Origin of the sequence: Acetivibrio sp. (assembly GCF_035371925.1) — a bacterium.
Taxonomy (GTDB): Bacteria; Bacillota; Clostridia; order Acetivibrionales; family Acetivibrionaceae; genus Hungateiclostridium.
The window spans coordinates 1-24,391 of record NZ_DAORXT010000039.1; the positions used below are offsets into that span (position 1 = coordinate 1).

At 38.9% G+C, this 24,391-nt stretch carries 17 protein-coding genes; 14 read left to right on the forward strand and 3 right to left on the reverse strand.

Annotation, left to right across the window (positions count from 1 at the left end; genetic code table 11):
• Positions 1 to 729 precede the first annotated feature (729 nt).
• Entirely contained in the window at positions 730 to 1,578 is an 849-nt protein-coding gene (locus tag PLH43_RS07015; protein WP_324361497.1) for a stalk domain-containing protein, read from the forward strand.
• Between the two features lie 72 nt (positions 1,579 to 1,650).
• On the opposite strand, the gene PLH43_RS07020 is transcribed toward PLH43_RS07015, so the two are convergent.
• Together PLH43_RS07020 and PLH43_RS07025 are read right to left on the reverse strand one after the other, a co-directional pair.
• Complete coding sequence (locus PLH43_RS07020; protein WP_324361499.1) at positions 1,651 to 3,768, reverse strand: heavy metal translocating P-type ATPase; 2,118 nt, start codon at positions 3,766 to 3,768, stop codon at positions 1,651 to 1,653.
• 23 nt (positions 3,769 to 3,791) lie between these two features.
• Complete coding sequence (locus PLH43_RS07025; protein WP_324361526.1) at positions 3,792 to 4,148, reverse strand: metalloregulator ArsR/SmtB family transcription factor; 357 nt, start codon at positions 4,146 to 4,148, stop codon at positions 3,792 to 3,794.
• 239 nt (positions 4,149 to 4,387) lie between these two features.
• Between PLH43_RS07025 and PLH43_RS07030 the strand changes: the two genes are divergently transcribed.
• From PLH43_RS07030 to PLH43_RS07050, 5 genes are all read left to right on the forward strand, one after another.
• Entirely contained in the window at positions 4,388 to 6,862 is a 2,475-nt protein-coding gene (locus PLH43_RS07030; RefSeq protein ID WP_324361501.1) for a dockerin type I domain-containing protein, read from the forward strand.
• Between the two features lie 209 nt (positions 6,863 to 7,071).
• A complete protein-coding gene (locus PLH43_RS07035; protein WP_324361503.1) occupies positions 7,072 to 8,877 on the forward strand; it encodes a DNA mismatch repair protein MutS in 1,806 nt (601 codons plus the stop codon).
• A 33-nt stretch (positions 8,878 to 8,910) separates the two neighbouring features.
• Positions 8,911 to 9,618, forward strand: a complete 708-nt coding sequence (locus PLH43_RS07040; protein ID WP_324361505.1) for a DUF2161 family putative PD-(D/E)XK-type phosphodiesterase — start codon at positions 8,911 to 8,913, stop codon at positions 9,616 to 9,618.
• Between the two features lie 72 nt (positions 9,619 to 9,690).
• Positions 9,691 to 12,111 (forward strand): clostripain-related cysteine peptidase, encoded by a 2,421-nt coding sequence (locus PLH43_RS07045; protein ID WP_324361506.1) that lies wholly within the window; start codon positions 9,691 to 9,693, stop codon positions 12,109 to 12,111.
• A 31-nt stretch (positions 12,112 to 12,142) separates the two neighbouring features.
• The gene (locus tag PLH43_RS07050) at positions 12,143 to 13,333 is read left to right on the forward strand and encodes an RtcB family protein (protein WP_324361508.1); all 1,191 of its coding nucleotides are present in this window, start codon (positions 12,143 to 12,145) and stop codon (positions 13,331 to 13,333) included.
• Between the two features lie 195 nt (positions 13,334 to 13,528).
• On the opposite strand, the gene PLH43_RS07055 is transcribed toward PLH43_RS07050, so the two are convergent.
• Positions 13,529 to 13,978: a GNAT family N-acetyltransferase gene (locus PLH43_RS07055; RefSeq protein WP_324361510.1), complete on the reverse strand. Its 450-nt coding sequence runs from the start codon at positions 13,976 to 13,978 to the stop codon at positions 13,529 to 13,531.
• A gap of 106 nt (positions 13,979 to 14,084) precedes the next feature.
• Here PLH43_RS07055 and PLH43_RS07060 point away from each other — a divergent pair, with 106 nt between their 5' ends.
• The 8 genes from PLH43_RS07060 to PLH43_RS07095 all read left to right on the forward strand — a co-directional run bounded on the left by PLH43_RS07060 (position 14,085) and on the right by PLH43_RS07095 (position 24,289).
• Positions 14,085 to 14,309, forward strand: coding sequence for a hypothetical protein (locus PLH43_RS07060; protein WP_349255144.1), 225 nt, complete (start codon positions 14,085 to 14,087; stop codon positions 14,307 to 14,309).
• A gap of 435 nt (positions 14,310 to 14,744) precedes the next feature.
• Complete coding sequence (locus tag PLH43_RS07065; RefSeq protein ID WP_324361512.1) at positions 14,745 to 14,999, forward strand: hypothetical protein; 255 nt, start codon at positions 14,745 to 14,747, stop codon at positions 14,997 to 14,999.
• Positions 15,000 to 15,296: 297 nt separating this feature from the next.
• Complete coding sequence (locus PLH43_RS07070; RefSeq protein ID WP_324361514.1) at positions 15,297 to 17,813, forward strand: transglutaminase-like domain-containing protein; 2,517 nt, start codon at positions 15,297 to 15,299, stop codon at positions 17,811 to 17,813.
• 18 nt (positions 17,814 to 17,831) lie between these two features.
• Positions 17,832 to 19,007: a hypothetical protein gene (locus PLH43_RS07075; protein WP_324361516.1), complete on the forward strand. Its 1,176-nt coding sequence runs from the start codon at positions 17,832 to 17,834 to the stop codon at positions 19,005 to 19,007.
• The gene (locus PLH43_RS07080; RefSeq protein WP_324361518.1) at positions 18,964 to 19,953 is read left to right on the forward strand and encodes a MoxR family ATPase; all 990 of its coding nucleotides are present in this window, start codon (positions 18,964 to 18,966) and stop codon (positions 19,951 to 19,953) included. Before PLH43_RS07075 ends, PLH43_RS07080 begins: the two co-directional genes overlap by 44 nt.
• Positions 19,954 to 21,273, forward strand: coding sequence for a DUF58 domain-containing protein (locus PLH43_RS07085; RefSeq protein WP_324361520.1), 1,320 nt, complete (start codon positions 19,954 to 19,956; stop codon positions 21,271 to 21,273). It begins immediately after the preceding gene.
• Positions 21,274 to 21,291: 18 nt separating this feature from the next.
• The gene (locus PLH43_RS07090) at positions 21,292 to 21,900 is read left to right on the forward strand and encodes a hypothetical protein (protein WP_324361522.1); all 609 of its coding nucleotides are present in this window, start codon (positions 21,292 to 21,294) and stop codon (positions 21,898 to 21,900) included.
• Between the two features lie 250 nt (positions 21,901 to 22,150).
• Positions 22,151 to 24,289 carry a substrate-binding domain-containing protein gene (locus PLH43_RS07095; protein WP_324361524.1) on the forward strand — a complete coding sequence of 713 codons (2,139 nt, stop codon included), beginning with the start codon at positions 22,151 to 22,153 and terminating at the stop codon, positions 24,287 to 24,289.
• Positions 24,290 to 24,391 lie beyond the last annotated feature (102 nt).

Here is a 24,391-nt window from a genome sequence, read left to right on the forward strand (position 1 = left end):
AATGATTTAAGGTAACATTCTGTAAACTTCAAAAATTCAAAATTTCTTGCTAAGATGGATTGTAAAAATTCCGATACACAAAATTATTTACATTACCGATTCCTTTTTATATTAGTATTTCTTTACACTTTTGTATGCGGCAGCTTAGCGTTATATGAACTATATTTTACTTATCCCAATTTGGGATATGACTTGATGTTTGTTGTCTTAGTTACCCAATTTGAGTTTCAGGTTCTTCTCGCATTGTTATTATTTTTGTCTCTAGATAGACAAGTTAATAGGCTAATAGCTATAACACCATTATTAATAGTGCTTTTTACAGTTGGAATAGTAATGTTTAAATTATATGATTATTTGCCTATTATTTTTAGATTTCGGGCTTTGGTTGCAACTTACTTCATTAATTATTTTAATCCCGTTTTGCTGTACATACTTAGCTATACTGCAAAGGGAAAACTTGTTTATAAAAGATAATCATCAAACAACTGATTTCATTATTTCAAATGCCATGGAAGCTAGAAACATCCGGCAGCCGATAAAACGGTAAGCCGGGTTTTCTTTTGCTTCAACATACTTTTTGAAGAAGTGTGCAAACGGCCATATTGCAAAGTTTGATGGAATTATAGTTTGCCAATATGTACCAATGTGAAATTTTAACTTTCAATATTGGCCGTTTTATGATAAAATGTTGCCGTCATGTTTAATTCAATTTATTAAAGGTGGTGTAACATGAGTAATGAAGGAAGGTGTAAAACTAGAAGGGTTAAAGCCGCATTAGCCGTATTTATTGTACTTTTTGTAATTTTTATTGGGTGCTTTGAGGCAAGCGCGATTACAAAAGAGATCTACATATCTGTAAAGGTAAACGGCAACTATATTAAAATGGATAACTGGCCTTATATTAAAGACGGCAGGACATTTGTATCGGTACGTTTTGTCGCTGAAGCTCTTGGAGCAAAAGTAGAATGGGACGAAGAAGATAAAAAAGTCGTAATAAAAGATGACTATAATTATATTGAGTTAATTATCGGAAGCAAAGAATGTCATATCAATGCAGTTAAGCAAGAAATGGATACCTCTCCTGAAATATCAAACGGACGCACAATGGTGCCATTAAGGTTTGTATCGGAAATTCTCGGCTGTTCAGTGGATTGGAATCAGACAACATATACAGTTTCAATAACAAAAGACGGAATTAAAGTACCTGAAGAATGTATATACAACAGAAATTATACTGACGAGGATTTAATGTGGCTTGCCAGAATAGTAACTGTTGAAGCAGGGGGAATGTCTCTTGAGGGAAAAGTTGCGGTTGCAAATGTTGTGTTAAATAGAGTAAAAAGCCCGTCGTTTCCCAATACTGTGTATGATGTTATATTCCAGAAAGGACAATTTCCTCCGGCGTACAAAAGCGGCTTTAAAGAATTGGTACCCCCGGATGAGTGCATTGTTGCTGCGAAGATGGCTTTAGAGGGTGTCAACAACATTGGAAACTGTCTGTATTTTAACAACAGGCCGTTTACATCAAGAGGAGGATCTTTATATAAAAAGATAGAAGGCGAGTACTTCTACTATTAAAAATAAAAACAGATATAAGCATAAGAAACAGGTACTTATTAAAAGAGTACCTGTTTTTTAGCTTTTGATAAATTATACATTTTTGATTCTCATTACTCTCATGGCATTGAGTACTGCCAACAATGCAACTCCAACATCGGCAAATACCGCTTCCCACATGGTGGCTATACCTCCGGCACCAAGCAATAAGACCAGAACTTTTACGGACAAGGCAAAAATAATGTTCTGCCAAACAATGGCTTTGGTCCTTTTTGCAATTTTAATGGCACTGACCAGCTTTGAGGGTTCATCAGTCATCAATACCACATCTGCAGCTTCAATCGCAGCATCTGAGCCCAAACCTCCCATTGCGACACCGATATCGGACCGTGCCAGAACCGGTGCGTCATTCAGGCCGTCTCCAACAAACACCAGCTTGCCGCCCCGGGATTTACTACCATCTAAAAGCTCAACTACTTCTACCTTTTGGTGGGGCAAAAGCTCTGCATGAAATTCATCAATTCCCACTTCGTTTGCTACTTTGCGAGCAATGCCGTTATTGTCTCCGGTGAGCATTACCAGCTTTCTTACCCCGATTTCTTTCAATTCTTTTAAAGCTTTCTTTGAATCCGTTTTTATTTCATCCGAAATTACGATATATCCGGCATAGCTTCTGTCAACGGCTACATGAACCACAGTTCCTGAAACGTCAATAGCGGCAATGGGGATGGCTGCTTTTGTCATCAGCTTGTTATTTCCTGCCAATATCTCTTTGCCATGGGAAACGGCTTTTATTCCATGACCGGCAATTTCTTCGTAGCTTTCCACTTTGCTTTTGTCAATAGCTTCGCCGAAAGCCTTTGTTATTGACAAAGCAATGGGATGATTCGAAAAGCTTTCCGCATAGGCTGCATACTTTAGCAATTCCTCTTTGGTAAAGCCTGACGCAGGGTTGACCTCAGTTACATTAAAGACACCCTTTGTAAGAGTACCGGTCTTGTCAAACACTACGGTATCAACGCTGTTTAATGCTTCAAGATAATTGCTGCCTTTAATGAGAATACCGTTTTTTGAGGCTCCTCCAATTCCGCCGAAGAACCCGAGGGGTATGGAAATTACCAGTGCACAGGGACATGAGATTACGAGAAATATAAGCGCTCTATAAACCCAATCGATAAAATCGGCACTGGGAACAACCAACGGAGGAATTACTGCCAAGGCTGCCGAGATAAAAACTACAGCCGGAGTATAATACCTTGCAAACTTTGTGATGAAGTTTTCGGTTGGAGCTTTTCTGCTGCCGGCGTTTTGTACCATGTCCAGTATTTTTGATACTGTGGATTCCCCAAATAATTTTGTAACTTCGATGCTAATAAGGTTGGTTTGATTAACCGAACCGGAAAGGACAGCTTCACCGGGATATACTTCGCGCGGAACCGATTCTCCGGTAAGGGCCGAGGTGTCCAGCATTGTTCTGCCTTCCACAACATTACCGTCCAAAGGTATTCTTTCTCCGGGCTTTACAACTATTATATCTCCGACTTTGACGTCCTCTACGGATACCTTTTCTATGTTGTCACCTTTTTTAAGATTTGCATAGTCGGGACGGATATCCATAAGCGCAGCGATGGATTTTCTTGAGCGGTTTACCGCCATGTCCTGCAAGGTTTCACCTATTTGGTAAAAGAGCATTACAGCCACACCCTCGGGGAACTCCCCAATTAAAAATGCTCCGACTGTGGCTATGCACATCAGGAAGTTCTCATCGAATATCCTGCCTTTTGATATATTGCGGAGGGCTTTTAGCAATATTTCTCCTCCAATAATCAGATAGCTTGCAAAAAACAACCCGAATTCAACCCAGTAGCTTAAATCCAAGACTAATGCAGCGGCAAATAAAAGTATTCCAAGGCCAAGCTTTATTAATTCTTTTTTATCAAAATCACTATCGTCATCCTTTTCCTTGTTTTTTTCCTGCTCATCGATGACCTCAATATCCTTTTCTATACTTTTGGCAATCAAAGATGCTTGTTCTACGATACTTGCCGATTGGAGCATATCATCCAGCTCTAAAGTCATTTTCTTTGACACAAAATTGACTGACGCATCTTTGACCCCTTCAATTTCTTTCACCTTCGTTTCTATTTTTTGCGCACAGTGGGCACAATTCAGACCTTCAAGTATTAACTCTTTCCTTCCTGCTTGTTTCATTCTATCCCTGCTTTCTTGATACATTATTCCGTTATATGCATATATCCCTGGTCGAATATTTGCTTTATATGGTCATCGTCCAGTGAGTAGTACACTACTTTGCCCTCTTTTCTATACTTCACAAGCCTTGCCTGCTTCAGAACCCTGAGTTGATGGGAAACTGCCGACTGGGTCATATTTATAAGTGTGGCAATATCGCATACACACATTTCGGAGGCAAACAATGCGTATAGAATTTTTATCCTGGTGGTATCGCCAAAAACCTTGAAAAGCTCTGCCAAGTCGTAAAGATGCTCTTCTTTGGGCATATTCTTTTTAACTTTGCTTACTATGTCTTCGTGTATTACATTGCATTCGCAAGAGTCACGTTTTTCTTCCAACATCAATTCCTCCCAAGTATAATTGATGAATTGAACATATGAATATGTATTCATATATCTTAGTTATATTATATGCCGGCCGAATAATGATGTCAATATTTTATGTAGCAAAAAGTACCGGCAAAATAACTAAAAAAATAGTTATGAAAAAAGAAAAATTCTACCCTTAAAAAAATAAAAATTACGTAATTAATAAAAGAGGGACAAATAAAGGCAATTTTTATAAGGGAGGATGAAAGATGAAAAAAACGCTTGTATTCTTATTGGCCTTGAGTCTGATAATAAGCTTATTTTCAAGTTATTCTTTATCAGCCTCACCGGCTTCAACCAAATATGGGGATCTCAATGCCGATGGAAAGGTTAATTCGACGGATTACAACTTGGGTAAGAGATACATACTGAAAACCATTTCGGAGCCCCCCATTTCAAATTGGTCGGTAGCTTTTGACCTTAATGGCGATTCAAAGGTTGATTCAACAGACCTTTCAATGTTAAAAAGGTATTTGCTGAATGTTATTGACAAGTTTCCAGTTGGAACAGATATAAAAACTGGGGATGAAAAGGTAAAATACCAGGCTGAGGATGCGTCATCATTATACAAGGCATTTGAGGAAACGGTAAATGAAGGTTATGACGGCAGAAGTTATATAAATTATGACAATGAGCCCGGAGGATATATTGAGTGGAATGTAAATGTATCCAATTCCGGTGCATATAAGCTCACCTTTAGATATGCCAACGGTTCGAACAACAATAGACAAATGGAAATAAGGGTAAATTCCAATCTTGTTTCAAATAATTTGGACTTTTATCCTACTTCAGCATGGACCGTATGGAAAGATCAAAGCATAGTTGTAACTTTAAATAGCGGTAACAACGTTATCAGAGCAACAGGAATTACCTCGGACGGCGGACCGAATGTGGACTATCTTGAAGTATCGCCGACAAATGAAACACCTGCGCCCACACCTGTACCTACGCCAACCTTTGAGCCGGTTACTCCGCTTCCCGGATCACGTCAGATGGAGAAACTGGACAGAGGTGTGGTGGCAGTAAAAATAAACAACGGTGTTTTTGTAAGTTGGAGAATGTTAGGAACCGATCCATCCAACATTGCCTTCAATCTATACCGTAACGGAACGAAGGTAAACTCCTCACCGATTACAGGTGCGACAAACTATGTGGATAACGCCGGAACCACAAGCTCAACATATACGGTATGTCCGATTATTAACGGACAGGAGCAGGCGGCATCAAAACCGGCAAGTGTGTGGGCGCAAAACTATTTGCAGATTCCTATTCAGCCGCCGTCAAGCGCATATTCGGCCAACGATTGCAGTGCCGCAGACCTTGATGGAGACGGAGAATACGAAATTGTATTGAAATGGGAGCCGGATAACGCAAAAGACAACTCCCAGTCCGGATATACCGATAATGTATATTTGGATGCTTACAAGCTGAACGGTACACGTTTGTGGAGAATAGACCTCGGAAGAAATATCCGTGCCGGTGCCCACTATACCCAGTTTATGGTTTATGACCTTGACGGGGACGGTAAGGCAGAGGTTGCATGTAAGACAGCTGACGGAACAAGAGACGGAAGAGGAAATGTTATAGGTAATCCAAATGCGGATTATCGCAATTCAAGCGGATACATACTTTCAGGGCCTGAATACCTTACAGTGTTCAACGGACAGACAGGTGCTGCAATTACAACAGTAGATTATGACCCGCCGAGAGGAAATGTATCTTCATGGGGAGACAATTACGGAAACAGGGTGGACCGTTTCTTAGCGTGCATAGCATACCTTGACGGTCAAAGACCGAGCCTTGTAATGTGCCGCGGATACTATACAAGAAGCGTGCTTGTGGCTTGGGATTTCAGAAACGGAAAGCTTACAAAGAGATGGGTGTTTGACGGCAACAATTATAGCGGATACAACGGACAGGGTAATCATAACTTGAGTGTGGCAGACGTTGACGGCGACGGAAAAGATGAGATTATTTACGGAGCATGTACTATTGATGACAACGGAAGGGGATTGTATACCTCCTCAGGACTAGGACATGGAGATGCAATGCATGTAAGTGACCTTAATCCCAACAGACCGGGGCTTGAGATTTGGAGCTGCTTTGAAAGTTCAGGTGGTGCAGCTTTGCGTGATGCGAAGACAGGACAGGTTCTGTTTAGATGGAATAGATCCAGTGATACGGGAAGAGCTTGTGCGGCTGATATAACAGCATCATCTCCGGGAGCGGAGCTTTGGGCTTCCGGTTCTCCACTGTTTAGCTGTACCGGTCAGAATATAGGCAGTGCTCCAAGTCAGATTAACTTTGTCATATGGTGGGATGGAGACGAGCTAAGAGAGCTTCTTGACGGTACTACGATAAGCAAGTTCGGCGGAGGAACATTACTCTCTGCCAGCGGCTGCGCATCCAACAACGGTACAAAATCAACTCCGTGTCTTCAGGCAGACCTCTTTGGAGACTGGAGGGAAGAGGTAATCTTTAGAACGACGGACAACAAGTATTTGAGAATATACACTACAACAGCGGTAACGAACAGGCGTATTTACACACTAATGCATGACCCGGTTTACAGATTGGGTATAGCTTGGCAGAACGTAGCATACAATCAGCCTCCGCACACAAGCTTCTTTATCGGAGCCGGTATGGCTGAGCCTCCAAAGCCGAATATTTACCTTGTACCGTAATAGTGTTTGGGACAGTGCAAAATTAAATTTGGGAGCTGTTGTGCAAGCAGTTGAATAAATTGCTGCGCAGCAGCTCTTTTCTTATATGTGCATAATTTGCATATCCCCAAAATATGATGGAAAATAAGGTGAATTTACAGGAAACCTTTTGAAAAAACTACAGATATGATGTAATATTATTAAAACGGTACGAATGACGAGGAGGAAAAATGAGTATCAAAGAAATATATTTAAAGCGTAAAAACGAGTATGAAGGCAATGCAAAAAAGCTTGAAGCGCGTTCGGAAATATTCAGTACAGTAAGGCTTGCAACATTTATAGCAGGTTTAATTCTTACGGTGCTTGTTTTTATATATTTGAGCAGCGCCCATGGATTCATTTGCATGGGAGTATTTCTTGCACTGTTTCTTTTTTTAGTTTTGGAGCATCAAAAGATAATCGAAAAAGCTTTAAAATATCGCATTTTTGCTGAAATAAACAGAAGATGCATAGCAAGAATGGAGGGTACTTGGACAGAGTTTGAGGACAAAGGGGATGAATATTTAAACCCTGAGCATATGTATTCCAATGACCTTGATGTCTTTGGACACGGCTCACTTTTTCAATGGATCAATGCAACAAATACATTTTTCGGAAGGGAAGCATTAAGGCGGTTGCTGGAGAATCCTAAAAAAGAGCCCGGACAAATAAGAAAGAGACAAAAGGCCATAAAAGAGCTTTCGGGGAAAATTGACTTTTGCCAGAGCCTACAGTGTGAAGGAATGTATGCACAAAATGCTTCGCAAAATCCGGACAAGCTAATTGATTTTTGTGAGGAAGGTAAAAAACTTTTTCGTCATAAGCTTATTGGGCAATTGTTTTATATTCTTCCTGAGCTAACTATCATTTTTATTATTATATGTATGTTCGATCCATCGGTTTCGCTGTATATACCTCTTTCTCTTATTGGTATACAGGCTGTCATAAATATTGTATGCTATGGCAGGGCAAGCGGTATTTTAGGTCCTGTAAGCCGATATAAAAATGAGATACAGGTATTTCAAAAATTGATTGAATTAATTGAAAAAGAGGAGTTTGAGGATGAATACCTAAAGGAGCTGAAATCCAAACTGTTTGACGGAAAAAGGCCGGCATCGGAGCAAATAAAGGATTTAGAGAAAATTGTAAATTCCATTGATGTTGGAAAGGGTTATATAGTAGAGCTTATTCTAAACCTTTTCTTGTTCTGGAATATTCACTGTGTGTTTGCTTTAGAAAGATGGAAAGCGAAATCCGGCAAGGCAATACGAAGCTGGCTTCAAACCATAGGTGATTTTGAAGCTTTGGCAAGTTTGGCTCTTGTTGCCCAGATGAACCCCGAATGGGATTTTCCCGAGATGTCGGACAGGGAGGTTTCTTTTAATGCAATTGATATGGGACATCCTTTGATAAATGAGAGCAGGCGTGTGTGCAACAGCATTAATATGGGCAATAATATCTGTGTAGTTACAGGGTCCAATATGTCCGGCAAAACTACTCTTTTGAGGACTGTGGGTGTTAATCTTTTGCTTGCTTATGCCGGAACTGCTGTTTGTGCCAAAAAGATGACATGCTCAGTAATGGATATATGCACTTCAATGAGAATTGTTGATGATTTGAGCGAGGGAATATCCACTTTTTATGCAGAGCTTTTGAGGATTAAAATGATAATAGACCATTCAAGAAAGAAGAAGCCAATGATATTCCTTATTGACGAAGTCTTCCGGGGAACCAATTCCCTAGACAGAGTCATCGGTGCAAAAAATGTTTTGCTAAACCTTAACAAGGATTGGGTTATTGGAATGATTTCAACCCACGACTTTGAGCTCTGCAATTTGGAGAAGGGGCATGGCGGAAGAATTGTCAACTACCACTTTACAGAAACCTACACCAACAACGAAATAAAATTTGACTATATTTTAAGGCGGGGACAGTGTAAAACCAGCAATGCCAGATATTTGATGAAAATGGTGGGAATAGAGCTTTTGGAAGAGTGATTAATTAGTATAAGTGAAAGGATAAGAGCAATTATGGCGGAGAAAGAGAAAAAGCTGTTGGAGGAAGACCTGTATAAGCCGGTAAAGGAATACCTTGTCGAGCTGGGGTATGATGTAAAAGGTGAGGTGCGCAATTGTGACGTTTCTGCAGTAAAGGGAGACACTTTTCTTGTTGTGGAGATGAAAACGACTTTAAATCTTGATGTTATCTTGCAGGCAGTATTGAGGCAGAGAATAGCCGATATTGTATATATTGCGGTACCCAAAAAGGGCAAAGTTTTGTTTACCCGGCGGTGGAAGAACATATGCCACTTGCTGAGACGTTTGGAACTCGGCTTGCTTCTGGTTTCCTTTAAGCAAGACAAGGCTTTCGTGGAAGAAGCCATAAGACCTCAGCCTTTTGACAGGGGAAAGAGCATAAAACTCTCATCCGCAAAAAGGAGACTGATTCTTGAAGAATTCTCAAAACGACACGGAGATTACAACGTTGGAGGTTCTACCGGGAAAAAGCTAATTACCGCATACAGGGAGCAAGCTTTGAAAATTGCAGCTTTTCTTGAATCCAATGGCTCTTTGAGTATTAAACAATTAAAGAATATGGGAACGGATCCGGACAAGACAGCATCAATACTTCAGGACAATTTTTACGGCTGGTTTGAAAGAGTGTCCCGGGGAGTATACAGGCTCACCGACAAAGGAAGAGAAGAGATTGCCAACTACAGGAAAAACGGACTTGTCTGATTTGTTGACCATGAAAAAACTGGATGTTATAATTATTTAATAGAATTATTCTTTGGTGGGGTGCATTATTTAATGGATAGAAGAGATAACAGGCCTACAGACAGACAAAAACGTATAGGAACAGGTACCGGTAACGTGAGCCGACGCGGCAGCGGTTTAAATACAGGACCAGTAGGTAAACCCGGGGGATATTCGGACAGATCTAAGGGAACCGGGGCAGGCAGGGGAAGCAGCTCGGGACGAAGCTCTGGAGGCAATAGAAGTTTCGGAGGCTATGGCGGTTATGGAGGCTACTCGTCCGGCCGGCGCGGCAGGTCTTCAGGTTGCTCAAAGTATTTAACCATATTGATATTGGTTCTGGCAATCGCATTCTACATATATAATAACTTTGGAGGGGGAGCCGGAGATTCAACTTCAACCAACAATTTTCAAACAGGTACGTCATCTGCTTCTAATTATGTTGACAAAGGTGAATATCCTGTTGTGACCACAGTATCGGAGCTTGCCCGTGAAAAAAGGACTGTATTGAGGGGCAATGGAGATGATGTGGCGACTGTAATGATATACATGTGCGGTACCGACCTTGAGTCAAAATGGGGTATGGCTACCTCGGATTTGAAAGAAATGTTAAATGCCGAGATTTCCGACAAAGTAAATATTATTGTGGAAACCGGCGGAACTTCGAAATGGCAAAATAATACCGTAAACAGCAGGACAAATCAGCGCTTTAAAGTCACAAATGACGGGCTTAAGCTTTTAGAGGACAATTTGGGCAAAAAGTCGATGGTAGAGCCGGATACTCTTTCCGACTTCATAAAATATTGCAAGACAAACTATCCTGCAGACCGCTATATGCTTATCCTGTGGGACCACGGAGGAGGTTCGGTCAGCGGCTATGGCTATGACCAGCACTATCCAAATAATACTATGAAACTCGATGAAATTGCTGTTGCCCTTAAAAACGGAGGCTGTGTTTTTGACCTGATAGGCTTTGATGCCTGCCTTATGGCAACGCTTGAGACAGCCATTGTTCTGGAACCCTATGCAGACTATATGATTGCTTCGGAAGAGGTTGAGCCGGGGATCGGATGGTATTATTCGGGATGGATAACGGCCCTTTCCCAAAACACCTCGATTAAAACCATAGACCTTGGGAAAAAGCTGATTGATGATTATGTAAAAGAAGTGCGAGCAAAAACACCGAGCAGTCAGGCTACATTATCCCTTGTTGACTTGGCAGAGCTCAAGGGAACCATACCCGAATCCTTTACAAAGTTTGCAAAATCAATAGACACACTGGTTACTAAAAATAAATATAAGACTGTATCCAATGCCAGGGCCAATACAAAGGAATTTGCAAAATCATCCAAGATAAATCAGATAGACCTTGTACACTTTGCAGAAAATCTTGGCACCGACGAGGGGAAAAAGCTTGCCGAAGCACTTCGCGGATGTATCAAATATAACCGTACGTCGAAAAACATAACAAATGCCAACGGTTTGTCAATATTCTTCCCTTACGGCAATCTTTCGAAGGTGAACTCAATGCTTGATACTTATGAAGAGATAGGCATTGATGAAGAATACAGCAAATGTATTAAAAGCTTTGCAAGTGTGTCGGCGGGAGGACAAATTGTATCCGGCGGCAGCAATAATATGCTTGACGTTTTGCTGGGAAGCTTCTTGGAGGGTTCATCAAATTCCAGCCAGTCTGTAACTTCTGCCGCTTTGGAACTTTTGTTGGATGAATTCCTAAGTTCCGGAAATTACGGCAGGATTACGGGTGGAGATAATGATGCGTCGGAATGGCTTGATGTTGACCTCATGAGGTCCTCCATAGATTATTACAAGAAGAACCGGTTTGACTCCACAGCCCTCAAGATAACCGAAAAGGACGGGCAGAGGGTTTTGGCCCTGTCCGAAGAACAGTGGGGCCTTGTACAGCAGATGGAAATGAATGTTTTCATAGATGACGGTGAAGGATTTATTGACCTTGGTCTTGATAATGTCTATGAATTCAATGATGACGGAGACCTCATAATGGAATTTGACGGAACGTGGCTTGCGCTAAACGGCAACATTGTAAGCTATTACATGGTAAGTGATGACCGAAGCGGGGAGACTTATTCAACCAAAGGAAGAATTCCTGCGCTGTTAAACGGGCAGCTTGTTGATATTATTGTAGTATTTGATAACGAAAATCCTTATGGAAAGGTACTTGGAGCCCAGATAAAATATGACACAAATACCGAGACCGAAACTTTGGCAAAGGGACTCATAGATATTGTGGCAGGAGACAAAATTGATTTCCTTTGCGATTACTACACTTATGAAGGTGAGTACATAAATACCTATTTCCTTGGTGAGCAGTACACGGCAACCGGTGAGTGGGAAATAGAGAATTTACACCTTGGAAACAGGGATTATATGATGACTTACCGCATTACGGACATATACGGCAACAAGTACTGGACACCGTCTGTTACGCATTAAAAATATAGGCAAGTGGAAATGTGGTGAGTTTATGATAGAAATTAAAGGGAAATATAATACGGCAAAGGTTTTTACCGACAACATTGAACAAGAGGCAATTTCCCAGATAATTGAGCTTTGCAATCAAGAGTTTGTGAAAGACAGTGTAATTAGAATCATGCCTGATACCCATGCCGGTGCAGGATGTACCATTGGTACTACAATGACAATCAGCGACAAGATTGTGCCAAATCTGGTGGGAGTTGATATAGGCTGCGGAATGGAAACCATAAAGCTGAAGGATAAAAATATTGAATTGAGCAAGCTGGATAAGGTTATTCATGAATTTGTTCCGGCAGGTTTTGACATTCGCAAAACGGAGCACCCGTATGTAAGAGATATTGACTTGGAAGAACTAAGGTGCAGAAAGCATGTGGATTTAAACCGGGCAAAGCTAAGTATCGGCACGTTGGGGGGAGGAAACCATTTTATAGAGGTAAACAAAGACAACGAGGGAAATCTGTATCTTGTTGTGCATTCGGGAAGCAGGCACCTTGGAAAGCAAGTTGCAGAATATTATCAGGACTTGGGATACAAGGAGCTTGTAAAGAGCACTGATGCGATTAAAGAAATTATTGAAAGGCTGAAAGCTGAAGGCCGCGAAAAAGAAATACAAAAAGAAATAAAAAAGGTTAAACCGCCTCAAATAAGCAAGCAGCTTGCTTACGTTCAAGGTAAAAGCTATGAGGATTATCTTGCAGACATGAGACTGGTGCAAAAGTTTGCGGTATTAAACCGAAAGGCAATTGTGGATGAGATTGTTCGACGCATGAAATTCAAAGTGGAAGAGCAGTTTACCACTATTCATAATTATATCGACTTGGATAGTATGATACTCAGAAAAGGCGCAATTTCCGCACGCCAAGGAGAGAAAGTGCTGATTCCGATTAACATGAGGGATGGAAGCCTTATCTGTATTGGAAAGGGCAATAAGGATTGGAACTATTCGGCACCCCATGGTGCAGGCAGACTGATGAGCAGGGCAAAGGCCAAGGAAGTCATAACACTTACGGAGTTTAAAGAGTCTATGAAAGGTATCTACTCAACAACGGTAACCAAATCTACCATTGACGAATCTCCTATGGCCTACAAGCCTATGGAGGAAATTATTGAAAATATTCAGGATACTGTTGAAATTGTAGATATTATTAAGCCCATATATAACTTTAAAGCGGCGGAATAGCACATTAAACTTTATTACTGAAGTATTGTTCATGCTAAAAAATTGTAAACCAAACAGAAAAGACATATTATATCAATACGTGTATAATGTGTCTTTTCTATTTGATAATATTTTGCGGCTTATTAATAAGTTTTGTTTTAATTTTTATTTTACATAATACCAAAAATGCAAACCGGCTTTCTTCTTAAGCGAAATTTATTTTTCCGGTGTAAATTCTAAAACCATATTAATATGTGGAATACCATCTAACAAAAATTCCTCCGACACTTTCTTAAAACCTACTTTTTCATAAAATCCTTTTGCGTAAGATTGTGCCTCAATTTTTATTTTATCGGCATTCATTTTCTCTTTTGCAATTTTGATACCTTCCAAAAGAATTCTTTCTCCCAATCCACATCCTCTTTTTACAGTTAGTACTCTTCCTATCGATACATCTTCAAAAGAAACTCCTTTGTCGACAACCCTTAAATATGCCTGGATTCCTGTATCATCTTTCAGAAATACATGATATGAGTATTTGTCTTTGTTATCAATTTCTTGATATGCACAATTTTGCTCTACTACAAATACATCAACTCGAACCTTCAATATTTCATATATTTCGTCAACCGACAATTCATGAAATCGTTTCACAACTAAATCCATCTATTTCCCTCCGTCAAATTTATAAAATTAAGTAAACTGTATATCCCACGTCCATTATACTATATTTAATAATTTGCAGCTCATTTTTGCTTTAAATAATTATTTTTTGGGTTTAAAAACAGATGATTTTGGCATAAATAAGAAGGCAGCGGCGTTTGGATGCTATGGCTGGAGCGGTGAGTCTGTCAGGATTTTAAAAGTGTTGATGGAAAAAGCGGGATTTGAGATAATTGATGAGGAATTCGAGAATTTATGGAATCCGTATGAAGGACAGCAAAAGAGTGCTTTTGAGTATGATAATATTTATGTGTTAGATGTATTGATTTCTTGAAAGAATAGCTAATTTATGATAAATTTAAAATATAAGTGATGATGTAAATGTAAAATTGTGGCTGCAAAATTATTGAGAAATTTTTGCTGATAGGGCTTTAACAGTTGAAAATAGCTGGCTGTAAGATTATGTTGGTAATTCGAAAATGTGTGAAAATCGATAAAAAAGAGGTATTTTTTATTGGATTTTGCGTAAAAAAAGTTTTGTCAAAAAATGCCCGAAATGCTTGAAAATAGTGGGAAGTGGCTTGGAGGGTTGAAGTGGACTTCCATTAAAACAAGGCTTAAAGCAAACATTAGGAGTAGAGCACAAACAATATATGATGTATAGAAAATTATTCCTCCAAATTCTGAAGGAACAACAGAATTCTCTGCAAAATGCTTGAGAGCTGAAAACGCTGAGCGACAACTATAGACATTGAGGAAGTGAAAATAAATGAGTGAGAAAATATTATATTATAAAATACTCGACTTAAATTTAATTGGCAAAATGGATAACTATGTATATTATCTTTACGATAAAGAAAAAGGTTGGGTTGTAGACACTAAGCATATTTTATTCGACAGACTTTTTGGATATGATGAAACGGAAGAACCTGACTCGCCATACAGAATAGGAAATACAGATATGATGTCTCGGGTTGAGGTAATAACCGAAGAGGAGGCAAACAAGCTAATAGCGGCAATGTAACACCATCTATTGTATCATGAGCAGTAGATGGTATTTTTATGTATGGCAAATACCAAATTTCCATAAGGCGATATTTTTATATGTAATACAGCAAGAGTAGGTAATGCTAGATGGAAGAATTAAAAAAATATGGAGAATGAGTATTTGTGTCCACCACAAAGAAGTCATACTGTTTTAGGCCATTTTAGCAAGAAAAAAGAAGAAAAATTGAGCTATAATGAGCAAAGAGTTTCTGCGTCAAAAATACTATTTTTGATGTACAAATATTAAAAAATCCTATATAATATATAACTGTATATGGAGAAATTGAATGTAAATAATAGAAAAAACTTAATAAATCTTGCTGTTTTCCTTTTAATTGCTTTGTTATCGACGCTTCTTATTATGTCCGCCATAAATATGCTGGATTTGTTGGGCAACAAGTCACTCGGAGGTGAAAATAATAAAAGAACTTCGCAAAATAACGGAAGCGATCGCAATACCAAAAAGAATAAAGGAAGCAGTTCGAAGAGAAAAAATGACGGACGTGACTGGAAGGAAAGGGCAAAAAGAAAGCGTGAGGAAGGAAGAGACTATGGCGATGCTTATGGGCAGGGACCTGAAAGCATGATTCCCGGCCAGGGCGGAGACTATGGTATCTCACCGGATCAAATGCCTAATATTGATATGTTCGGTGACGGATGGCTGCCCGATTCGTCTTTTGGAATGGGCGGTAACACCTTGGTTATTACTGAGGGCAAGAATCCCCACATACCTGCATTTGAAGTTTTGGGCGTTCCCAATTATCCTTTCGTGAGGATAATGGTTATGGAAAACTACCAAAAGAATCGCTGGAGCATGGCAAATGAAGAACCGGAGCTAAGATTTTTGTTTAACCAGGAAATGAACAGGGAGTTTTCGAAAAATTCTGTCAAAATAAAGCCTGTGGAGCCTTCGAAGGGTTATATTCCCGTACTTTCAGGCAATTTTGAAATGAAATATGATTTTAGCCTTTTAGAGTATAAAGAGTCCGGAATTTTTTATTCCAACGACCCTATTGAAAATTTTTATGAAATGGAGTATGAGGCTCCGCCTAAAGAAATAGATTTGTTTAATGCCAAAACTGATGGCGATTATGACTATGATATTTATATACCCGAAGCAGTTGGATTGATAGCTGACGAAGTAATTGAAAATTGCAGCACTGACTATGAAGCTATAAAATATGTTGAAAAATTCCTTTCGGAAAACTACACTTATGACAATAGTGTGATAAACGATTACGGAAGCAATGATAGAATTACTTCTTTCCTTTTAGGAAAAGACAGGGTGGGAAACCATCTGGACTTTGTATCTGCATATACCGTTATTTTAAGGGCTGTGGGTATTCCATGCAGGCTTGCGGTGGGCTACAAGCTTTTGCCTAATGCCAAGTATCAGGTGGTGTATGCCGACCAGGTTTATATTTATCCCGAGATAAAGTTTGAGGATTATGGATGGGTTCCGATGGACGTTTTCTCTTACGATGTTATTTATCGTCCGCCTGAGGAAACGATAACCGAAATTACCTTTGCCGATGATACGACAAGAAGAGGTGAAAGTATTACGGTGAAGGGAACTGTTACGGATTCCTACGGTAATAGCCTTGACAATATGACTGTTCTTATCTATTTGAAAAAATCCAAAGATGAGCCTTGCTTATCCTATGAAAAAGCTTATGTCAAGAATGGGGATTTTGAGGCTGTTTTCGGTATAAAAAGAGATACGGATGCAGGAAAGTATCAAGTTGTCGCGGATTTGCTGGAAAATGATATTTACAGGACGTCTTCAAGCGATCCCGAGTTGAAGGTTCTTGGAGATACTTTTCTTGAGATAGATTCTCCCAAGAATATTTTCAGTAATAAATTTAAATTTTCAGGAAGGATTGTTGACGATTTTTCCTTCAAGGGAGTAAAAGGGCTTTATGTCAATGTATCCTTCGACTATTTGGACATTGTTGAAACAGTGGTATCCGGGGAGGACGGAAAATTATCCAAGGAGATTGAAATAGATATTCCTGAAGACTATCTTCATTACAAAAACTTTTTTTTTGCAGGAAGATATTTATTGATATATGAAGTTGAGTTTGAAGGAAATGACATTTTCTCTCCCAGTTTTACATTGAGAGAAGCATATATGTGGGAGATATACTGGTTAAATATATTGATTGTAGTTTTGATTTTGGCTTGTATACTTTTAAGTGTCATAATTGCACTAAAGAAAAAAGGAATGCTTCACCGTAAAGATGAAGAATTGCCTGTATTGGCTACCGAAGGAACGGATATGGTTATGCCAACAGAAATGAGCCCGGAATTGGTAAAAAGAGAAGGAGTTAAATTTTATATTGAATTTCCCCAGATTGGTGAAGGTTTACCCGATGTATGGGGAGTTGATGAAAGCTTAGCCATCGTTTTTTATGACGGTGAAGGCATTAGAGGAGAGTTTGGGAGTACATTCCATAAAAAAGGAGAATATAAAATCAAGATATCCGGGGAGAATGGCAGAGCCGGAACAAGGAACATAAGGATAGTTGATTACAGGGAAGAGATAATTGCAATCGGGAAAGAATTTTTAAAAGAAATATCTCCAAGTATTACGGGAATTACTGATGTTATGACTTTACGAGAAATACATGATACAATAAAGCCAAAGATTGTTTCCGAAAGACACTGGGTTTTGGAAAGCGCTTTCTTTATATTTGAAAAGGCTGTATATAGTGATGAAAATATCGTGAGAAGTGATTATGAAAGGTTCTATATTTTCATCAAAGAACTTAATAAAAACAGTTCAATCTAAGTTGTTTGGGGGGATTGAATGCAAGCAAGAAACAGATTGAATGCAGATTTACCTTTAAATAGATTAATGGTTTATCCGGCAATTACTGTAATTTACATGGTATTAACAGTACTGATATTCTTTATTCCTGTTGGACCGGCATATGGTTCAAAAGAAAGCTATTATTTTTTGATATTTCCTGTTGAGATGTTTCTCATAGGACTTACTGCCAAACACTTTGTCATGTATTTTTTTAAAGGAAAATGGGCTAGGGTATTGAGCGATTCATGCTTGGTATTGGGAAATGGAATTTCTCTGTTTCTCTTTTGGTTTTTGATTTCGTCCGATGTTGAAGTCAGGCTGGCAGCCTGCGGAATAATACCTATAACGGTTTCGATTATCATTTTCAAGATTTCAGGTATTTATGAGAACAGAGTGTTTGAAGGAGAAATCATTAAAATAGTTTCATACTTAATAGCAGGATTTTCTGCTTGTTTTATGTATTATGTTCTTTGGCCTGAAAGTAATGAATATACAGGCTTTAGGTTTTCTTTGGGAAAACTGGTTCTATATTCTTTTATTGTGCTTTGTATTTTTGAGCTTGCGTCATTTATAGAATTAAGCGGAAATAAAAAAGCCTACGGGCTGGCAAACTGGCTTCGGTCGAATCATGCAAGCAAGTTTTTTGCCACTTTTATTGTCCTGTTTTTAATTCTGGATCTAAGGAGGATTATAATGTCGGATTCAATTTGGGTTGCATGGTTATTTATATTTGTAGTTCTGGTTGTTGTTTTTATTATACTTTCGATAAAGCTTTTGACCGCTGCAAACAACAGTCCGGAAGAAAGACTTAACAAGCATCTTCAAAGGATAAACTTTGACAAGATAAAAGATATCTCCGATATAACATCGCATATAAATGACTTTGTGTATAATGGGAGCAAAAGCGGACTTATAGCTTGTATTTTTATTATGACAAACAAAGCAGGGGTTCCGATTTGGACTGTAAAAAGAATGATTGCACCCATTGTGGACCACAAGGATCCGGAGATGCCTTCTTTTATGAGCAGAAAGCATTATATGGTTATTGAGGAAAGAAACAAACAGAAAAGGATGAGGATTGTTGAATTTGTTATTAAAAATTTAGAAGCATATGGAAGGAGAAATAATAATGGTTTCGGAACAGGTTCAAACACTATGCAAAAGTATAATTGATGAAGTGGGAAAGGTATTTGTTGCAGACAATGACATGATTTTAAAAAAGATACTTTGCGGGTTCCTGGCGGGAGGCCATATACTTTTTGAGGATAATCCGGGACTTGGTAAAACCTTGCTTGTAAAGGTTTTTGCAAAAGTTACGGGCTGTGAATGGAAGAGAATACAGTTTACTCCCGACCTTATGCCTTCAGATATTTTGGGTACAAAGATCTGGAAGAGCAACTCTTCCTCTTTTGAGCTTGAAAAAGGTCCGATATTCACCAATTTCCTTTTGGCGGACGAAATTAACAGGGCGATGCCCAAAACCCAGTCTGCTCTGCTTGAAGCCATGGAAGAACGTCAGGTTTCGATAGAAGGTACAACATATCCGCTAAAACCGCCGTTTATTGTTATGGCTACGCAAAACCCGATAGAGATGGAGGGTACATATCCGCTTCCCGAGGCACAGATGGACAGGTTTATAATGAAGCTGTCCTTAGGATATTTGGAGAGTGCCCAAAAAGAGTGCGATGTATTGAAAAGAAGGATTAAGTGGAAAAAGGATGACCCTACCAACGATATAAAGCCTGTGGTTTCGATGGAACAGTTGTTGATGCTCCAAAATGAGGTGGAAAAGGTTTATGTGGATGACAATATTCTGATGTATATTACGGAAATAGTAAGGAATACCAGGGTAAACCCCAATATAAGGCTGGGCGCAAGCCCGAGGGGAGCACTGGCTTTGTTGAAATTGTCGAGAGCCCATGCTCTTGTAAGCGGCAGAAATTATGTAATACCGGATGATGTAAAGCTTATGGCTGTAGATGCTCTTGCCCATCGTGTTATTCTGCATATTGAACGAATAATGGAAGGCCGGGTTGCTTCGGCAGTGGTAAGAAGCATTGTAACTAAAACAGATGTTCCCAAAAGCTATACACGGGAAAACGCAGGAGGGCTTTCGTAAATGCCGAAGAGAGTTTCTATGGTAAGTATCATATTTTTGTTATTGGTTTCAATAGGGTTTCTTCTTGCCAACAACATATTGATACTTGTTTCCATTATCCCTTTTATATTAATGGGTTTTGGATATTATTTCAAAATGCCTGATGGAGTTAGGGTAAAGAAGACCGTTTCAAAGAACAGGGTTTCGGTGGGGGAGCTGTTGGAGGTTTCCGTAAGGGTACAGGTGGAATCGGGATTTGGTTCTATAGAGATATGCGATGTTGTGCCCCAGCATTTTGAGCTGGTGGAAGGAACCAATTACTGTGCGGCATGGAAAGGGTTTGAGCCGAAAGAGTTATGTTTAAATTACACTATTCGCTGTACTGCGTCGGGAACTTACACATTTAAAACCACCAAGTGGAAGGCCAGACACTCTCTCGGGGGCTTTTCGACAAACAGAAAATATGAGACGGATTTGACTGTGGAAGTAACTCCAAGGCTTATTGAGCTTAAAAAAGTGAGGGGTATGTCCACAGTGTCCAAAGTGCCGATGCCGGAGGGAGCCTTGGCAAGCATGGGTATGTCAACCCAGGAGTTTAAGGAGCTTAGGCTTTATTGTCCGGGGGATCCTTTCAAATCAATAAACTGGAAGGTTACATCGAGAAATTTGGTTAGAGGAAATGTTTGGCCTGTGGTAAATGAGTTCGAAAAAGAAGGGAAGAAATCTGTGTGGATTTTTTTAGATACATCCCCAATAATGTCCTTCGGTTCAAACATAAAGAATGTAAGAGAGTATTCCGTCGAGGCTGTAAACAGTCTTAGCGACTACTATGTAAACCATAATTGCAGCGTATCCTTTCATACTTTTGGCGGAAGCAACATATTTGTAAATTCCGGGTCGGGAAGACAGCAGCATTACAGGATTTTACGGGAGCTTATGAAAATAAGAAATTTTACGGGAGTATCTAAAAAGAAATCCGAGCAGCTTAAAAATCTGGAAGAAACTGTGTATTCGTGTAGGAGTTACTTTAGCGGATTGAGACCAATGTTTGTAGTTGTTACAAGGTTTTGCACCAGAAACTCCGAAGAAATTCTAAAGGGTATAAACCTTATGTCAAAATACACCATGCTTCGAAAGGGCCATGCTCCCAGTATAATGTTGATAAACATAATGGGATACGGACTTATGGCTGAAAATCATAACGAAATGATGGCAGCTGACCTTCTTGAAGCTATGAACAAGGTGCTTTCGGCAAATATAAGAAAAAACTGTGTTTGGATTGACTGGGATCCGAACAAGGAAAGCCTTACCGGTGCATTATTAAAACAGGTGGTGAGTTAAAGGTTGAAGGTATGGTCATTGTCAGCTAGAATAGTGTTTTCATTTATTGCTTATGTTTTATCGTACATTCTTTTGCATGATTCATTTATTTACCGAACCTTTCTTACTTTATTTAAAACGGAAATTAGAACTTTTATAATAATAAATATTGCAGTTCTTGTTTTTACCGGACTTTGTTACAAGAAGTTTGAAAAGGTTATCAGCGTAATATGTATATTTTTTGCAGCACCTTCTGTAATGCTTCATTCAAAATTACTCATAGCTATTATTCTGAGTTCGGAATTGGGACAGTATTTTACATCCAATTCAAATGCAGTTCTTTTTCTTTTGATTATTGTATTTTTGATGGCAGCAAACAGGCTTGAAAGGCTTGACAGACAGTATGATGAAATGATATCCGGCGGTGCATTGGAAGCCGATGTAAATTTGATAACCCTTAACAATATCAAGATGTATTCTATTTTTCTTGCTGTGGCTTTACTCAGCGGACTTGTTCTTATTGCTTTAGGCTCTATAGTACCTAAAATCGGTAAGTCATTGTTAACAGCAATTGCAATGGTGGTAATTGGCATTGGGCTGGTCTTAGGATGTGTATTGTATTTGTACAGAAAGTGGATTAAAAAATAGTTATGTTTTAAAAAAAATATATGTTTTTTCTAGTGTTTATGGTATAATAGAAAAAAAGTCTGTTTTCATTTTTTCAAGTATATATGTCCGAAATAATCTTGTGAATCTTGTAAAATCATTCTGAGTCATCAAAATATTCTTATACATAATATGCGTTTTTTGTTTCTCAGCAGTAAATTATGTTTAAACAACAGTAAAACAGGGGAGTTGGAGGATCTTTATCTAAAAATACGCTTAAAGGAGAAACGAGATGAAGAAGCGCAGAACTATTGGTTTTTTGGTGAACGATATAGATGTAAGCTATTCTAATCTGGTTTATCTGATGACGAAAAAGGCTGCAGAAAAATATGACTTCAATCTTATCGTCTACGAAGGCAGATCCTTTAACAACCCTTCCTTGGCAGACAGTCAGCATCAAATATGCTATAGTTTTGCCGACAGCACCAGGCTGGACGGAATATTAATTGCAAGCGCTCCGATTGCGTGCTACGTTTCCGATGAGGAATTTGTTGAGTTTTGCAAGCGTTATGAAGGAATACCACTGGTGTCACTGGGGATTATTGTTCCCCATGCTACGAGCATTGTGATAGACAACAAGAAGGGAATGAAGGAACAGATAACACATCTTATAAAAGACCATGGTTTTAGAAAAATAGCATATATATCCGGACCTCCAACAAACATGGATTCTGTTGAACGCTTGGAAGCCTACTATGAAGCTCTGGGGGAAAATAATATTGATGTTGATACCGGCCTGATATTTGACGGAGATTTTTTGGCCCAAACAGGGTATGACATTATGAAAAAGATAATAATGAACGGTATTGAGTATGATGCACTAGTTAGCGCAAATGATGATATGGCTTGTGGAGCAATAAAATGCTTAAGGGACTTGAAAGACTCCCATAGCCTGGATTTGGCTAAAAAAGGGGTGATATGTGGATTTGATGACTCCGTAACATCCCGACTGGTCAAACCTTCTCTGACTACAGTTAGGCAGCCTATTGAAGAAATGTGTTTTTGCGCCGTTGAGACATTGCTGAAAAAGATAAAAGGGGAGAAGGTTGATGATATAATCAGGCTTCCTTCTGTTTTGGTCAAGAGAGGATCTTGCGGATGCAAAGACGTAAGTGAACTGAGTTTTGTGAGTGACAGCAGCTTAAGACTTGTTCCCGGTCAAAGGATACATGAGAATTTACAGACATATTCCCTTGAAGAATTATTTGATTGCGTGACTAAGACATTGAGACTTAGCTATATTAGAAGCTGCTTTATTTTAAAATACTGCGGCGAAACCTTGTTGTATGAAGTTGATTCTATTTTTAACGGCAATTTTACTCTTCCCGAAATTTCAGAATTGATATATGCTTACTATAATGACGAGAGAATAACTGTTGATGACAGTATTAGATATATAAAGACCAGAAGTATTGTGCCAGACCGATTCTTTAGAGAAGATAGACGGTTTACATATCTTGTCAATCCATTGTTTTTTAATTGTGAACATTTTGGCTATGTGTGCTTTGAAGTGGTAAATGATGACGTACTAAACTTTGAGCCTATCAGGGGGCAGATAAGCAACACACTAAATGGTGCCCTGATGCTTATGGAAAGAGCGAAGATTGAGGAAAGCTTTAGAGAGACCGAACGATTGGCTTCATTGGGACAGCTTATTGGAGGAATTTCTCACAATCTTATGACTCCCATAATGTCCATATCCGGTGCGTGCTTTGGCTTAGAAGACCTTGTAAATGAATACATTACATCGATAGAAGACCCGTCAGTTACTGTGCAAGACCACAAGGGAATTGCCAAGGATATGCAGGAATGGATAGACAAACTAAAAGAGTACAATTCCTATATGTCAAATGTTATTGCAACTGTCAAATCTCAAGCTGTTCAACTCAATTCCGACTCCATAAATGAATTTACAATCGAAGAGCTTATAAACCGTATTATGTTTATAAAGAATAACAACCCTATAATCAGAAAAGCCACTTTGAACTATAAAATTGAGATTGATTGCAAAACGGCAATTGCAGGAGATATATCAAATCTTATACAGATAATTGAAAATCTTTTGATTAATGCGGTACAGTCTTATGGAGAAGAGGATAATGGCAAAGTTGTCATTGATTTCCATATATTACAAGAAGGAGACACAGTTAAATATATTATCAGAGATTACGGAAAGGGTATACCCGATGAAATAAAAGACAGACTGTTTCGGCGTATGGTGACTACAAAGGGGAAAAATGGAACAGGGCTGAGTCTGCTGCTGTCCTATTCAACAATAAAGGGTAAGTTTGGGGGAGAATTGTGGGTAGAGTCGGAAGAAAACATTGGTTCTACATTTTATATAACAATACCTATGGGCAATAAGGGTTGATTATATGAACTTTGAATTTTGAAAAAGTATACGGTAAAAAACTTTATAGTTTATGACGAAAAAATATTAGTAAGTCATCGAATTACACATCACACTTATTTA